Genomic DNA, 15,622 nt, shown 5'->3' with positions numbered 1-15,622 from the left:
ATCAAAGAGATGCCTAAGCATCTCTTTTCTCTTTATTTACTTCCTTCAATACTTCCTGCAAGAAAAATTCTACCGTTCGATGAGCATTTAAAAATCTAGTTCTACTAGTTTCAGGAAAAAAGGCTTGAATAGATAATTGTTCTATATGTTCTGAAGTTGTATCGATACGCTTTAAATGGAGATGCTTATGATTAGAAAGGGCCAGCCAGTTTTTCATTGCCTTCTTCCATTCACCATTAATAGATCTTACTTGGTCAGAGAATGGTTTAATTACATCGTGAAAATCATAATTAACTCCTGTTTCCCTTCCTTCTTGATAGTATTTCATAAATAATTGGTTATATCTTAAGAGTTGTTCTGTTAAATGTTCAATTTCTTCTAACATTGTTATTCCTTTCTACAACAAAATAAAAAAGTAGCAGATTCCTATTGCTACTTTAGCATATATGATCATTTTTAGCTGTATTTAGAACCCTAATTCAAGTTTTAAAGGTGTTGCTACTGGGTTGTTCTTTTCCCCGTACACATCTGTCTCCATCTGTAAACCATTTTGGTCTTCTAATTTATTTTCTATCACTGTAAGTTTTTGCATAGGTTTAGTTAATTTTTCCTGTTCTTGCCGGTTTAAATTGGAGCGAAGGTCGGAGAATGATGCCTCAAGAACAGATTCCAATTCTTCTAATTGATCGTATATTTCTGTCAGCATAGTAAGCAATTTTTCCTTTTCGGACCGTGGCTTATTCATAAATAAATTCCTCCTCGCGTTATTCTTCTTGGTATAATTCTCCTTCTTTTTTAAGCTTCCTTCACGCATGACAAAACTAGAAGCAATTCGTCAAAGAAAGTGGCAATCCAGCACTCTAGTCTATTCATTTCGACAACTTTTAAATTCGAATGAAAAATAAAAAACCGCACAAGCTAATACAGGAGGTGTTTTTAAAATGGCAAAAAAGAAAAACCAAACGAATAAACAACCACAATCTCAAGAAGCAAAAAGAACAGGCTATGGTGACAAAAAGCTTGAAGGCCCTAATCGACCAGCAGAATAGGTAAAAGAAAAAAGCAAGGGGACCCTTGCTTTTTCTACTTCCATTTATTTAATTGTAATACTTGGTGTAATGAGAGCATTAATTGAAGTTGGTGAGATTTTTTAAAGTACCAATCCGTAAGATGAATAGGATGACGATGTCGGGCAGGAAAGTATAACCAAACAGGTGAAACCCGTCTTTCTACACTCCAGTCAGAGTATGTCCGCTGATGATGGTCAATAACCGGAAAAATAGCTCGAAGTATGGGTGTTCTTCTAACTGCCTTGCTTTTAAAATATTGTTCATAGTCATATCTTGATCCTGTATGTGGCGTTTTCTCCGCAAACTCAAAAAAATATGGAAACAATCTAGGATGAAAAAGAATATTTGCTAATCTCTTGCCTAAATTGATTCGATTGGAAAGTGACTTAAACCCATTTACACTAGCACCATAGACCTCTCCACCGCAGGTTGGAAAAAGGACACAACTAAAATGAAGCCAGTCTTGAAAGGAAAAAACCATCGATTGGAAGACCTTTTTCTTATATACAGGATGCTCAATAACTGGGGTATGGATCACATTTTGTTCATTAATAATTAAAGCCCTGGTGAGCCTTTCCTTATCATTATTTATCCAGTATTTTTGCCACTCTTTTTGTATAAAGGAAGAAACATAAAAATAAGGTAGTAAATGAAACATTGGTCGATTTAATTTCGTCGAATATTGATAGAGCAATAATTGAGGATAAACATCATGGAAGATAAGCCAATTTGCTCGCTCGTATGTTAGAAAAAGCTGTTTTCTTACATGATCCGCTAAAAGATGCGGGAATATCGTACCTTCTAGGTCACACATATTCCACCCTCCGTTTCTTGATACCATACTTGCAAGAAACGACCAAATAATATCTGGGTTTTTTTTAAAATACGCAAAATAAGCATCTGTTCTCGAAATATTATCCACGTTTTTTTTATTTGTTTCAGTTAGAATTTGACGAATGATTGATTGTTCCTGTATCGTTAGGTGATTCATATTCATTGTTCATCTTCCTTTTTATTTTTAATAGAGTTAGAGTTCTGTGGATTTTCTTCTTCTAAGAAAAATGAATCATGATTATGTATAACATTCACGGTACAATTATTATTAGAGTGTGTTAACAAGAATATTTTATACACCTCAATTACTCTAAGATTTGGTATGATAGGGAATAGCTTGAGAGGTGCATATATATGAATTTTAACTATCCTAATGGAAAAAGGTACAAACCTAAGGATCACCCACCGGAATCAAAAACTAAGAATATGAAAAATAGTTCCTACAGTAATCGAGGAATGACTCTAGAGGAAGATTTAAACGAAACGAATGAATTTTATCGTGCTAGAAAAATTGCAGTGATTCATAAAAAACCTACACCTGTTCAAATCGTACAAGTTGATTATCCATCTCGAAGTGCTGCTGTTATTAAGGAAGCATATTTTAAGATTGCGTCAACAACCGACTATAATGGGGTATATAAAGGGAAATATATTGATTTTGAAGCAAAGGAAACTCAAAACCCTACCTCATTTCCACTAAAAAACTTCCACCAGCATCAAATACAGCACATGGAAGAGGTAATTGAACATGGAGGTATATGTTTCGTAATTCTTCGTTTCACCAAATTTGAACAAGTGTACCTGCTAGAGGCTAAACATTTGTTAATGTATTGGGAACGAATGATGAGCGGTGGAAGAAAGTCCATTACGAAAGAAGAAATTGAAGAAAAAGGTCATCGCATTCCACTTGGATTTCAACCTAGAATTGACTATATTAAAGTAATAGAAAGACTGTAGCTTTCTACAAGTGGAAAAGTGCAAGTTAGAAAGGAAGGAATCAAAACATGTCTGAAAAATATCAATCAAGAGAGGAGCGCCGAAAGCAACTCCAATCCAAAGGTAAACCCAAAGCCAAGAAGAAGTCTGGCGGACTTTTCAAAAAAATATTTTTAAGTCTTGTTGTACTTGGCATCGTAGGTATTATTGCTGGAGTGGGAACTTTCGCTTATTTGGTAAAAGATGCTCCCAAACTTGACCCAAAACTATTAAAAGATCCAATCCCTTCTAAGATTTTAGATAAAGATGGAAAGCAGATTACTGAAGTTGGTGCTGTAAAACGAGAGTATGTTAACTATAAAGACATACCAAAGCAAGTTGAAAATGCTATTTTAGCTACTGAAGATTATCGCTTTTACAAGCATCACGGTATTGACCCTATTCGCCTTGGAGGAGCCGTTTTAGCAAACTTACAACACGGGTTTGGTGCCGAAGGTGGTAGTACTATTACCCAACAGGTAGTTAAAAACTCATTTTTAACACATGAAAAAACTTTAAAGAGGAAAGTCCAGGAAGCATGGCTATCTTATAAGCTTGAACAGCAATACACAAAACACCAGATTTTTGAAATGTATGTAAATAAGGTGTTTGTTTCTGAAAACAGTCACGGTATTGCTACCGCTGCAAAAATTTACTATGGCAAAGAATTAAAAGATTTAACATTATCTGAAGCTGCACAAATTGCAGGTATGCCACAAAGTCCTAATAACTATAATCCATTTAACCATCCTGACTTAGCACAGAAGAGACGGGACATTGTCCTAACATTGATGCATCAGCATGGATATATTACTAAGCAGCAAATGGAAGAGGCTAAAAAGGTTTCTGTTGCATCAACCGTTTTACCACCAGAAAAACGTAATGTGGATAAAGATCCATATGATTCATTTGTCGATGCAGTTATTGACGAAGTAAAAGAATCGACTGATTTTGATATTTTTACTGATGGTCTTACTATTTATACAACTTTAGATACGAATGCCCAAGATTATGTAGAAAAAATACTCAATTCAAAAGAAGGGATTATTAATTACCCAGATGACGATTTCCAAGCTGGTATTGCCCTTTTAGATACAAAAACAGGAGAAATTCGTGCAATTGGAGGCGGACGGAATCAACAAGTAAAACGCGGATTTAACTACGCGATCGATACTAAGCGTCAGCCAGGTTCGACAATCAAGCCAGTCCTTGATTACGGTCCAGCGATTGAATATTTAAATTGGGGAACCTATGAAATGATTGAGGATAAACCAATAACGTATTCTACTGGTAAAAAGTTTGGAAACTGGGACCAAAAGTATAAAGGCCCAATGACAATCAGAACTGCCCTGCAATTATCAAGAAATACCCCAGCCGTCCAGGCACTACAACAAGTGGGATTAGATAAAGCAATGGACTTTGCATTAGGTCTTGGAATACCTTTAAAAGAAATTTATGAATCCTATGCCATTGGAGGATTTGGTGGAAAGACTGTAGGTGTCTCCCCTCTTGAAATGGCTGGTGCCTATAGTGCATTCGGAAATAATGGGATGTACACTAAACCACATGCTATTAAGAAGATAAAATTGCGTGATGGTACAATGATTAGCTCAGAACCTAAACCAAAGCTAGTCATGAAGGATTCAACCGCTTTTATGATTACAGACATGTTAAAAAGTGTTCTCGTTTCACCTGGAACAGGAACTAGAGCGAAAGTACCAGGACTCCCAATCGCCGGCAAAACGGGAACAACAAATTATACAGATGAAGAGATGCAACGTTGGAATATTAAAAGTAGTAGCTCCGTACCAGATGCCTGGTTTACTGGATATACGACTAATTACACCGCATCAATCTGGACAGGATACAAGGATCGCTCAACACCAATTAAAGCCGTGGGAGACAATCAAAGGATTGCACAGCTCATCTTTAAAAATCTAATGGCTTACGTTTCAAAAGATATTGAAACACCTGATTTTAGTATGCCAAGTAGCGTTCAAAAGGTTAGAATTGAAAAAGGATCTATGCCGCCAGTACTTGCTAGTGAATTTACACCAGATAGTGAAATTACTACAGAATATGCGGTAAAAGGGCATGCACCAAAAAAGGTTTCACAAAAATACACTAAACTTGAGGCGCCAACAAACGCATCTGCAAAATATGATGATACGACAAAAAATATTACATTATCCTGGAATTACAGCAATCCTAAAAACTTGCCAGTAACATTCGAAATTACTGTCAATGATGGTTCTGCTCAAAAGAAATACACTCAAACAGAAACATCAGTAATGATACCAGCAACCCCAGGTGCTAAATATACCTTCTCAATTATCGCAATTGTAGAAGATAAAAAGAGTGATCCTGCATCTACTACGATTGAAGTTCCTAATCCTGAAATTGACCAAGGAAATGGCAATGGAAATAATGGTGAAGGAAATGGCAATGGAAACGATGGAAACGGGAATGGGAATGGTAACGGGAATGGTAACAATAATGGAGGAAACAACGGAAATGAAGGTGGAGATGGTGGAGGCCAAGGAGGAACCACTCCTCCAGCTACACTCCCTGGTACCCCTTCAAGTGGCCAAGGTTCCGGATCCCGTCAACCATAAATATGAATCTAAAAAAACGTCTAGGCTAATGGCCTAGACGTTTTTTTATTAGTTTCTTGGCATAAATCTTTTGTTGTTCTACCATTAGTTCAGACAACTGACGATACGAATGAAATAACGTTGGCCTTGATTGGATAAACTCCAACCTTTCTACAGCATTTACCGGCTTATACTGTAATTGTTGGTAGGGTATTGACCCTTGGTTAATATAGACAGAATCATTTGAGACCATTAAGAATTGAAGAAATAAGATAATCCCTTTTTCCATCCATTCTTTAGTGCTTTTGGGGTCACGTTCAGAAAATAGTTTTTCAAGCTGTCTTTCTATTTGCTCCCAATCATTCCGAATGGTAGTGACTACATCGCTTTGGCTATCCATGATTTTCGACCTTCCCCTTCATCCTCTTCCTTCCTTCTCTGCACAGCTCTAACAACGGGCAGCTAGGACATTGTGGATTTTGGGCTTTGCAATGATAGCGGCCAAAAAAGATTAAACGATGATGTGTAACTCCCCATTCCTCTTTTGGAACTTTTTTCATCAGCGTTTTTTCCACTTCCAAAACAGAATCTTTCCAACGACAGATTCCTAAACGTTTACTTACTCTTTCTACATGAGTATCAACTGCAATCGCAGGAATGTTAAAAGCGACTGAGACAACTACATTTGCCGTTTTTCTTCCTACCCCTGGAAGGTTGGTTAACTCATCTCTATCCATAGGTATTTGTCCACCGTATTCGTTTAAAACCATCCGGCAAAGATTTTGAATATTTTTCGCCTTATTTCTGTATAGGCCAATTGAACGGATGTCATTCTGCAATTCTTCAAGTGGAACACTTAAATAATCTTCTGGTGTTTTGTATTTCTTAAACAATTCTCTTGTCACTTTGTTTACAAGGGCATCTGTACATTGTGCGGAAAGTGCAACTGCAATAACCAATTCAAAGGGATTGGAGTGGTTTAATTCACAATGTGCATCGGGAAACATTGCTCCCATTTGGTCTAAACAAAAACGAATCTGTGTATTATTTAGCAAAGAAATCACCTAACTTGTAATTTTAAAATAATGAAATAAAAACGAGAGAAGGTTCCCTCGTTTGTGATTATTGTTCTAACCAGTTATAAAATGGTACGGACGGCTGATGTGGTTCTTCCTTTAGGTTACTTTTTTGTGCTTGCTTTTGTCTAAATTTTTGTCCGTGGTTTTTCGCTTGGTCAATAGTTCTAATTCCGTTTTTCTTCCACTCAAATAGAATTCTATCTATATAGCGAAAGTTTAATTTCCCAGACATTACTGCTTCCCTAAGTGCTGCTTTAATTATGACAGGATCATGGTGATCGTCATCCATCCACATTCCAAGAGACTCACATTCGAACGGTGATAACGGACGTCCAAATTCCTTCTCAAAGCAGGTATATAAATCGGTTTCCTCCGCTTTTTTCTCCACTTTGTTGACCATTGTTTTATTCAATAAAAACTGGTCAACTAGCTTTTCCCACAATGGGTTCACAGAGTATTTTTCAAACCGAATGCCATCAGTTGAAATGGAATCAATAATTTCAATAAACCCACGTTGAATCAATCGCCTAAGCATTTCATTACATTCAGCAATGGTGATAGTCATACGAGAGGAAAGTTCTTCTGGAGTAGGAAATTCATTTCCTTTTTCTAAAAAGGTAAGTATATTTAATAAAAGAACGAGTTCTGTTTCACTAAGATTAAGATTTCGATATTCTGAAAATAATAATTGCGGAACTGTTAATGTTCCTTCTTGAAGCCATGCTAAAATATTTGTTTTCATCTTTGGACACCTCCTGAATAGTATACCACGAACGTTCTTTCCTAGTAAGAGTATTAGGTATCCAGCTTTGGAAAGGACAAGCAAAAAGCCTGCAAATTGCAGACTTTTATATAAAATATTTTAATAGTAATTGGTTATTTCACTTGAATATTTGCTTCAACAAACTGCTTCATTCTATTAACTGCTTTTTCTAATTGCTCTAGTGAAGTGGCATAAGATAATCGAATATTATCAGGCGTTCCAAAACCTGACCCTGGGATCACGGCAACTTTTGCATCTACTAGTAATGCTTCTACAAAATCATCCACATGACTAAATCCAGTCATTTCAGCGGCCTTTCTGACATTTGGATATAGGTAAAAGGCACCTTGTGGTTTTACACATGTGAAACCAGGTATTGCAGTTAGCTTATTAAAAATAATTTCCAATCTCTCTTCAAAGGCTTTACGCATTTCTTCAACTGGTTCTTGTGGTCCATTATACGCTGCAATGGCTGCATATTGGGCTGTTGTAGTGGGATTAGAAGTACTGTGACTAGCTAGATTAGTCATAGCTTCAATGATCTCCTTATTCCCCGCCGCATAGCCAATTCTCCACCCTGTCATTGAGTGCGATTTAGACACACCATTAATAATAATTGTTTGCTCTTTAAGTTCTGGAGAAAGTTCTGCAATAGAAACATGCTTATGATTTCCGTAAACAAGCTTCTCATAAATTTCATCAGAGACAATTAGAATGTCTTTTTCAATGCAGACCTTACCCAATTCTAGGAGTTCCTCAGCCGTATATAACATACCTGTAGGATTGCTTGGGGAATTGATAATTACAGCTTTTGTTCTGCTCGTAATACTGTTTTTCAATTGCTCTGGCGTAATTTTAAATTGATTTTGTTCTAAACCATCAATATAAACAGGTACCCCACCTGCCAACTTTACCTGTTCAGGGTAGCTTACCCAATATGGTGTTGGGATAATAACCTCATCCCCATCATTTAATAGAACTTGAAATAACGTATATAGGGCATGTTTGGCTCCATTCCCTACAATAATTTCATTCGGTTTATAAGTTAAACCTTGGTCTATTTCAAACTTTTTAATGATTGCTTGTTTTAAAGCAGGCAAACCTGCTGAAGGTGTGTATTTCGTAAACCCTTCATTCATTGAAGATAGTGCTGCATCTAAAATATGCTGTGGAGTATTAAAATCAGGCTCCCCCGCTCCTAATCCGATGACATCTTCCCCTTTTTCCTTTAACTCCTTAGCCTTAGCTGTAATCGCTAATGTTGTAGAAGGAGTAAGAGCTAAAACCCGCTGTGCTAATTCCATTATCAATACTTCCTCCAATCCCATCCCTTTTTATAGGTTTTCAATTTTCTTTAACCACTCACCAGTTTCAAAGTGAACATAATAATAATTTATTAAATTATTTTCAGAACGATAATAAATTTCCCATAAAGGAATATTTTTTTCCATTCCTAAACGAACGGAAATAATTTTCTTCGGATCCTTTTCCTGTAACAGTTTTTGAACAGCTTCTTCCTTTGATAATCCATTTTTAGCTTTTTTCACAAAAACCTTTTTACTTTTTTCAGGAATCCAAACAATAATTTTTTCACCTTTTTTATTTTTCCCCTCAATGATATTGATGGTTTCTAAGCCATTGTATAGATGAAAATCATTTACTTCACTCAATTGTACCTTTTTACTTGCAAGTGACAGTGCTTTTTTTTCAGCAGCGTTCACTGGGTTAACAGAAGTCAAATACAGCTTTATCGAAATTCCAATTAGAACTACAAAAAATATTACTAGTGAAAGAATCCATTTTTTCATTTTATATCACTTCTTTATGTACGGTATATTGTAAAAATCGCTTTATTTTGATCCTCTTGATCAAGTGCCAGTCCAAACATAAGATCTTTTTGTTTTAAGGTTCGGTTTAAGGCATCAACTATTTTGTATAAATCAGAGCTGTACTGCACCTTTACTGTTGATAATACTTCTATTTTGCTTTCCATCCATATTTCTCCTTTATCCATTAAAGCTATGTTTGTGAAGAATCTTTCTAACTATTATAACAGGATAAACTGAACCCGTGTTATGATTAGTAATTAAAATCATTGAATTTTTTCATTAAACCGGTTATTCATCTTTCATTATTGGAATTGTAATAACTTCATAATTTTTTTCTGTAAGTTTAACTGTAACTGTTCCGTGTTTTTTTGTGAAATAAACTTCTGACCAAGTCTCGTTTAAATCACGAAGGATTTTTGAATCAGGCGAATCCTCACCTTCTAATAAAATGGATATTTCAGGATTTAGGTATTGTATTAGTTGCTCTGATAAGGAATCGTCCGTATTGGTATTTGGTATTTTAAAGACGTTAATATTTTTTAGATTCTTCCGCATAAGTATTTGTTCTGCACGGGAACTTTTGGAGTTCATCAAGAAAATAGTATGGTTAAAAAATTGTAATTTCAAGTCCATACTTTCATTTAATTCATTACCTACAAATTCTACTTCTGCTGTTAACTCAGGGAGGATTTCCTCCTTTTCTCCTGCACTCCACGTAATGACCTTTATATGATTCAATGTTTCCACATTGATTATTTGTGTTGATATGTCAGAAGTAGTGATGATTTCTTTTATATTATGGGCAGTAACCAAGTTTTCGAGCTTTTCTAAAGATGTCCCTTCCAAATTTGTTAGAAAAAGAGTCGAAATTTCTTTTACATCGTAAAGTTTAAGCCATTTTTCTAATTCTTCCCTTGTTCCCTTACCACCCATATTAAACAATATATTTTTCCCATTTGCTGCTTGAAGCAGAATCGCTTCACCTTCAGAAATGTCAAAAAAAGTGAGAGCTGCTTCATGTTCTTTCAAATGTAAATCGATATTTTCCACTTGACTGTCAATCGGATTTTCGGCCTTTGAGATTGAAGAAAATGGAATAAAAAGGATTACTAAAATGAGTAGTGTTCTCATACACATTCCTCCCATTATGGATAGGATGTGTATATTTCCAATATTTATGCTGTATAATCGTGGAATGGGCGTATATTTCAATGTATCCACGGTTGTATTTTTTGAATTAACTCATCTATGGACCCTTTCCTTATAGGAACCGAAGGTATAGATTGCAAAAACGATTTCCCATATATTGTCGTGGTAATTCTTTTGTCAAAAACAAATATAATACCACGGTCATTCTCGGTTCGAATCAAGCGGCCAAATCCCTGTTTAAACCTTAATATGGCTTCAGGAAGAGAATACTCAGAAAATGGGTTGCCCCCCTCTTGTTTAATTAACTGACATTTCGCTTCTGTTAGCGGATCGTCAGGTGGGCTAAACGGTAGTCTTACAATGACAAGGCAAGATAAATCCTCACCAGGAATATCTACTCCTTCCCAAAAACTACTCGTCCCTAACAAAATCGCCTTATCATATCGTTGAAAGTTCCTGGTTAATCGGGTTCGACTGCCGCTCGTAATTCCTTGTGCAATTATAACAAATTCGTCTAAAAAGCCACTTTCCTTAATTAATTCATAAGTTTTCTTAAGCATATCATAGGCTGTGAAAAGGATGAGCATTCTCCCTTTTGTTGCCTCTGCAATAGTAATAATGTGCTCGGTTATTGCTATCACATAATCTTCTAATGGTACGGTATTAACTTCAGGCAAGTCTTCTGGAATAAATAGCTGAACCTGTTTTTTATATTCAAACGGCGATGGAATGGTTACTTGAATAGGTGAAGAGCTATCCAAGCCAATTTCCTTCATTATATAATTAAAAGAATCGTTAACAGTTAAGGTCGCAGATGTAATGACCACTGACTTTTTCTCTTGAAAAAGATACTTATTAAGCGATGAAGCTACTGTGGCAGGTTGTGCAATAAAAGTTGTAACGTTTTGCGGAGAACGTGTATCAATTTCGATCCACTTTACATCCTTTGAATCTTTTATAAAACAGTTCATAATAGTATCTCTAAGTTCAATTAATTCTGTAAGGAAAACATATATTTCTTCTAATTTATTTTCTTGTTTTGTTGTCATAGGTGTATTAACATTTTGAATTACGTCAAGACGATCGCTAATTCTATTTTGTAAATCTTTCAGTAAGAAAGAAACTCTTTCCGCACTATGTAGCAACGCCTTGCTTTCTTTTCCGACCTCTGAATTAGCAAATCGAACCTTTACCCTATTGAACCCTTTTTTGTTAGAAAGCTTAGTTTTTGCAAACAAAGCAATCATCTTGAAAAACTCATCCATTTCATAGGTAGTATCAATAACGAGTTGATTCAAATCAGATGTTTGGCAATTTAATTTCTTACCATCCAATTCAGGAAGTAATTTCTCCATCTCATAGAACAGCTGTTTTTGTTCATAAACTCCAAATTGCCCCAAAAGCAGCCTTGTAGATAAATAATCCAACGAATGCCCTAAAAATTGACCAGCGACCTTTTCAAGGTGATGCCCTTCATCAATTACAGCATACTCAAACTTAGGTAATATTGAACCATTCCCTTTAATATCACTCAATAATAAAGAATGATTGGTAATAATAAGATCAGCTTCATGTGCTGTATTTTTTGCTTTTAAGTAAAAATCCTTTTCTTTCCATTTATCATTACGAGTATAAGCCGTTGCTTCATTCTTTACCTTATTCCAATATATAAGACCACCACTAGAAAGATTTAATTCATCTTTGTCACCAGTTTCTGTTTCAGTCAGCCATACAAGAATTTGCATCTTAGTTAAGGTCGTATCATAATTATCGTTTTCATCCATTAAGGTTAGATAAAACTTTTCCAAACTTAGATAATGATTCCTACCTTTTAAAAGCACAGAACGAAACTTAAATGGAAGAATGGAAGACAAAAGTGGAATTTCCTTTTTAAGTAATTGTTCTTGAAGTTGAACCGTATGAGTACTAACAACAATAGGAAGCTTATTTAATTTTGAAAAATAGGCCATCGGTAAAAGGTAACCAAGAGACTTTCCAACACCCGTTCCCGCTTCAATCAAGGCATGACTTTGTGTTTGAAAGGCTTGGTACACAGTATCCATCATTTGAAACTGGCCAGATCTTTTTTCAAAGTTTTCAAAACCCTGTTTCACTATTTTAATTTTTTCCTCTTCACTAAAAGGAAAGGAGTTCTCCTTAATATCTGTTTCCTTTTGTTCTTCTAGATGAATTTTCCTCAACGCAAGATCATGAAAAATTTCTACCGTTTCTGGAAGTTGTTCTTCACTCTTATCTTTTTGTATTAAAAGGTCATCCAAAAGTTGTTGTAGATCACTCTTTAACCCACCTGAGAGATGAGTAATCTGTCTTAGTGTAAGCAATGGCAGAGATACCAAACGATTCAATAGAATAAGAAATAACTCTGCGGTTACCTGAGCATCACTGTCTGCTTGATGTGGGCGGTCATGACTTAAGTTCTCTTTTTCGGCTAAATCAGACAGCTTGTACCCATCAGCCGTAGGATAGAGGAATCTTGCCATTTCAACAGTGTCAAGAACCGGCCCATAAAAACCCTCATGGCCAGCTTGAATGAGTTCTTCTTGTAGGAATGATAAATCAAATAAAACATTATGAGCTACAAAATACGCACCATCTAATAGTCGCAGAACATTTTCCGTTATTTCATTAAATAAGGGAGCATCCTTGACCATGGCATCATTGATCCCCGTTAATTCTTCTATAAAAGCAGGTATGGATCTTTCTGGATTAACAAGTGATGAGAATTGCTCAGTGATAGTTCCGTCCTCAATGACTACTGCAGCAAATTGTATAATTTTATCGCCTTTTTTTGGAAGATTTCCTGTAGTCTCCAAATCAATTACGACGAATTTATTTAACATGTACTAAACACCCCAAACCTTCGTTCATTAAACGGTATCACAAAAATACTAAAAAATAAACAATTCTACATGATACAACACATCTATACTCTTAATTTTATTATTCTTTTTTTAAATAGAAAAATCCCCAAAACGGGGATTTACATGACTGTTAGAGCAGGTTCTGCATGAATTAGTTCTTTAATGTGATTGTTTTCATCCATAATTACAACTCTTGGTGTATGAGTCTTAACCTTTTCTTCCGGGACAATAGCATATGATATAATAATAACAATATCACCCACCTGGACAAGTCGCGCGGCAGCGCCATTTAAACAAATAACGCCACTTCCTCTTTCTCCAGGAATGATATACGTTTCAAGTCGCGCACCATTATTATTATTAACAATTTGTACCTTTTCATTTGCTGTCATTCCTGCAGCATCTAGAATATCTTCATCTATAGTTATACTTCCTACATAATTCAAATTTGCTTCCGTTACTGTTGCTCGATGGATTTTGCCACTCATCATGGTACGAAACATGTTATTCCTCCTATGGATTCGTTTATAAGGTCTAATCTAATAAGTGAATGATGGAATTATCTATTAAGCGAACCTTAGAGAATTTTACTGCAAGTGCAATAATTATGGTACCCTCTAATTTTTCCAAAGGCTTTAATTGTGGATAAGAATAAATCTCAACATAATCAATCTGTCCTTTAGACTCACTGGTAATCATTTCTGAGATTTCATTAATTAATTTAACTGGATTACGTTCGCCTTCTGATATCGCTTTTTTCGCAGCCAAAAGACTTTTATTTAGGACGGTTGCTTGTTTTCTTTCATCTGGTAATAGGTTTACATTTCGAGAACTTTTTGCAAGCCCGTCCTCCTCGCGGACAATGTCCACAGGAATTAATTCAATTGGAAAATTAAAATCAGCAATTAACCCCTCAACGACTGCTACTTGCTGAGCATCCTTAATACCAAAATAGGCCCTTGTTGGCATCACAGTATTAAACAGTTTTGTTAGCACTGTTGCTACCCCATCAAAATGACCTGGACGGGTTTTTCCACATAACATATCCGTCCGTTCTTGTACAACTACTCTTACAGAAAGGGAATGAGGGTACATTTCCTCTACAGATGGGTAAAAAATATAATCAACTAGTTCTCCTTCTGCTAAAGCACGGTCACGCTCAAAATCTCTTGGATAGGTTGAAAAATCCTCTTTAGGACCGAACTGTAATGGGTTGACAAAAATACTTACGACGACAACCTCATTTTCTTCTCTCGCTTGCTTGATTAGTGTTAAATGCCCTTCATGCAGGAACCCCATGGTCGGAACAAAGCCTACTGATTTCCCTAGACTTTTCTGATTCAATATTTCTGCCTGCATGTCCTTAATGGTTGTAATGACCTTCATTCCTTACCTCCATAGAGAACCTTAAGTTCATGTTCTTTCATAGTAAATGAGTGTTTATCTTCAGGAAACTGTATATTCTTCACATCTGACACATACGCTTGAATCGATTCAATGATAAATGGATTGACGGAATGGTATTGTTTCACAAATTTAGGTACACGGTCTACACCATATCCTAAAATATCATGGTAAACAAGTACTTGACCATCGACATTCATTCCTGCTCCTATCCCAATAACCGGAATCGTAATTGATTTTGAGACTTCTTCGGCAATTTGTTTAGGTACACATTCAAGTACAAGAGCAAAGGCACCTGCCTCTTCTACTTTTTTTGCATCTTCGATTAACTTTCTTGCAGCTTGTGCATCTTTTCCTTGAACTTTATACCCGCCTAACACACCAACCGATTGCGGTGTAAGGCCTAAATGTCCACAAACCGGTATACCTGCTCGTGTTAGTACAGAAATTTTTTCTATCACCTCATCTGCCCCTTCAAGCTTAACGGCATGTGCACCTGCTTCTTGCATAAGTCTTCCAGCATTCAGCAAAGTATCTTTTACAGATAAATGATAGGTTAAAAACGGCATATCTGTCACGATAAATGTGTCTTTAGCTCCTCTTTTCACAGCTTTCGTATGATGGATCATGTCTTCAATCGTCACCGGAATCGTAGAATCATAACCTAGTACAACCATTCCTAGAGAATCGCCGACTAAAATAACATCTACTCCCCCTTGTTCCGCTTGTTTAGCAGATGGATAATCATAAGCGGTAAGCATGACAATCTTCTCATGGTTTTCCTTCATTTTTAAGAAATCTGTTGTTTGCTTCATCCTAATTCCCTCCTTTTAAGTATGGGAGAGGCGATAAAACGAGTTTGAAGAGCAAATAAAAAGACCCTTCTGAAGGCAGAGGATCCCGTTACTCTTTTAATGTTCCATCCCTCTGTCCCGGTCCGTTACACGGATCTAGGCAGAAACCTTTTTAATTGTTAGTCAAAAGACATTCTCGGTGCAGTTCACATGGATACTGCCCAATAAATTTATCATACAAAAAGACTA

Annotated in this window: 16 protein-coding genes; 2 read left to right on the top strand and 14 right to left on the bottom strand. The window is 36.0% G+C overall.

All coding sequences use genetic code 11. The features are described 5' to 3' along the window. Positions 1-13 precede the first annotated feature (13 nt). From QE429_RS10845 to QE429_RS10835, 3 genes are all read right to left on the bottom strand, one after another. Entirely contained in the window at positions 14-385 is a 372-nt protein-coding gene (locus QE429_RS10845; RefSeq protein WP_307287015.1) for a DUF1798 family protein, read from the bottom strand. An 81-nt stretch (positions 386-466) separates the two neighbouring features. Beyond that, a complete protein-coding gene (locus QE429_RS10840) occupies positions 467-745 on the bottom strand; it encodes a hypothetical protein (protein WP_307287014.1) in 279 nt (92 codons plus the stop codon). Between the two features lie 338 nt (positions 746-1,083). Beyond that, positions 1,084-2,067 (bottom strand): DUF2515 family protein, encoded by a 984-nt coding sequence (locus QE429_RS10835; RefSeq protein ID WP_373463187.1) that lies wholly within the window; start codon positions 2,065-2,067, stop codon positions 1,084-1,086. Positions 2,068-2,258: 191 nt separating this feature from the next. Here QE429_RS10835 and recU point away from each other — a divergent pair, with 191 nt between their 5' ends. Both recU and QE429_RS10825 read left to right on the top strand, forming a co-directional pair. Next, positions 2,259-2,861: a Holliday junction resolvase RecU gene (gene recU, locus QE429_RS10830; RefSeq protein WP_307287013.1), complete on the top strand. Its 603-nt coding sequence runs from the start codon at positions 2,259-2,261 to the stop codon at positions 2,859-2,861. 47 nt (positions 2,862-2,908) lie between these two features. Then, on the top strand, positions 2,909-5,494 hold the full coding sequence (locus QE429_RS10825) for a PBP1A family penicillin-binding protein (RefSeq protein WP_307287012.1): 2,586 nt from the start codon (positions 2,909-2,911) through the stop codon (positions 5,492-5,494). Positions 5,495-5,519: 25 nt separating this feature from the next. On the opposite strand, the gene QE429_RS10820 is transcribed toward QE429_RS10825, so the two are convergent. The 11 genes from QE429_RS10820 to panB all read right to left on the bottom strand — a co-directional run bounded on the left by QE429_RS10820 (position 5,520) and on the right by panB (position 15,394). Then, a complete protein-coding gene (locus QE429_RS10820) occupies positions 5,520-5,873 on the bottom strand; it encodes a YpoC family protein (RefSeq protein WP_307287011.1) in 354 nt (117 codons plus the stop codon). Next, positions 5,866-6,528 (bottom strand): endonuclease III, encoded by a 663-nt coding sequence (gene nth, locus QE429_RS10815; RefSeq protein WP_307287010.1) that lies wholly within the window; start codon positions 6,526-6,528, stop codon positions 5,866-5,868. Before nth ends, QE429_RS10820 begins: the two co-directional genes overlap by 8 nt. 67 nt (positions 6,529-6,595) lie before the next feature. Further along, positions 6,596-7,294 (bottom strand): DnaD domain-containing protein, encoded by a 699-nt coding sequence (locus tag QE429_RS10810; RefSeq protein WP_307287009.1) that lies wholly within the window; start codon positions 7,292-7,294, stop codon positions 6,596-6,598. Positions 7,295-7,428: 134 nt separating this feature from the next. Continuing rightward, entirely contained in the window at positions 7,429-8,619 is a 1,191-nt protein-coding gene (locus QE429_RS10805) for a pyridoxal phosphate-dependent aminotransferase (RefSeq protein ID WP_307287008.1), read from the bottom strand. 30 nt (positions 8,620-8,649) lie between these two features. Next, entirely contained in the window at positions 8,650-9,123 is a 474-nt protein-coding gene (locus QE429_RS10800) for a cell wall elongation regulator TseB-like domain-containing protein (protein WP_307287007.1), read from the bottom strand. 14 nt (positions 9,124-9,137) lie between these two features. Continuing rightward, positions 9,138-9,308, bottom strand: a complete 171-nt coding sequence (locus tag QE429_RS10795; protein WP_307287006.1) for a YpmA family protein — start codon at positions 9,306-9,308, stop codon at positions 9,138-9,140. A gap of 124 nt (positions 9,309-9,432) precedes the next feature. Then, positions 9,433-10,275 carry a ComEC/Rec2 family competence protein gene (locus QE429_RS10790; RefSeq protein ID WP_307287005.1) on the bottom strand — a complete coding sequence of 281 codons (843 nt, stop codon included), beginning with the start codon at positions 10,273-10,275 and terminating at the stop codon, positions 9,433-9,435. Between the two features lie 77 nt (positions 10,276-10,352). Next, a complete protein-coding gene (gene dinG, locus QE429_RS10785; protein WP_307287004.1) occupies positions 10,353-13,154 on the bottom strand; it encodes an ATP-dependent DNA helicase DinG in 2,802 nt (933 codons plus the stop codon). A 140-nt stretch (positions 13,155-13,294) separates the two neighbouring features. Then, on the bottom strand, positions 13,295-13,678 hold the full coding sequence (gene panD / locus QE429_RS10780) for an aspartate 1-decarboxylase (RefSeq protein ID WP_307287003.1): 384 nt from the start codon (positions 13,676-13,678) through the stop codon (positions 13,295-13,297). A 31-nt stretch (positions 13,679-13,709) separates the two neighbouring features. Further along, positions 13,710-14,561 (bottom strand): pantoate--beta-alanine ligase, encoded by an 852-nt coding sequence (gene panC / locus QE429_RS10775; protein ID WP_307287002.1) that lies wholly within the window; start codon positions 14,559-14,561, stop codon positions 13,710-13,712. Beyond that, positions 14,558-15,394, bottom strand: a complete 837-nt coding sequence (gene panB / locus QE429_RS10770) for a 3-methyl-2-oxobutanoate hydroxymethyltransferase (RefSeq protein WP_307287001.1) — start codon at positions 15,392-15,394, stop codon at positions 14,558-14,560. The genes panC and panB overlap by 4 nt, the downstream gene beginning before the upstream one ends. Between the last annotated feature and the right edge of the window lie 228 nt (positions 15,395-15,622).

It is taken from the genome of Bacillus sp. SORGH_AS_0510 (genome assembly GCF_030818775.1).
Lineage (GTDB): Bacteria > Bacillota > Bacilli > Bacillales > Cytobacillaceae > Neobacillus.
This window is presented reverse-complemented; position numbering and strand designations above follow the sequence as displayed.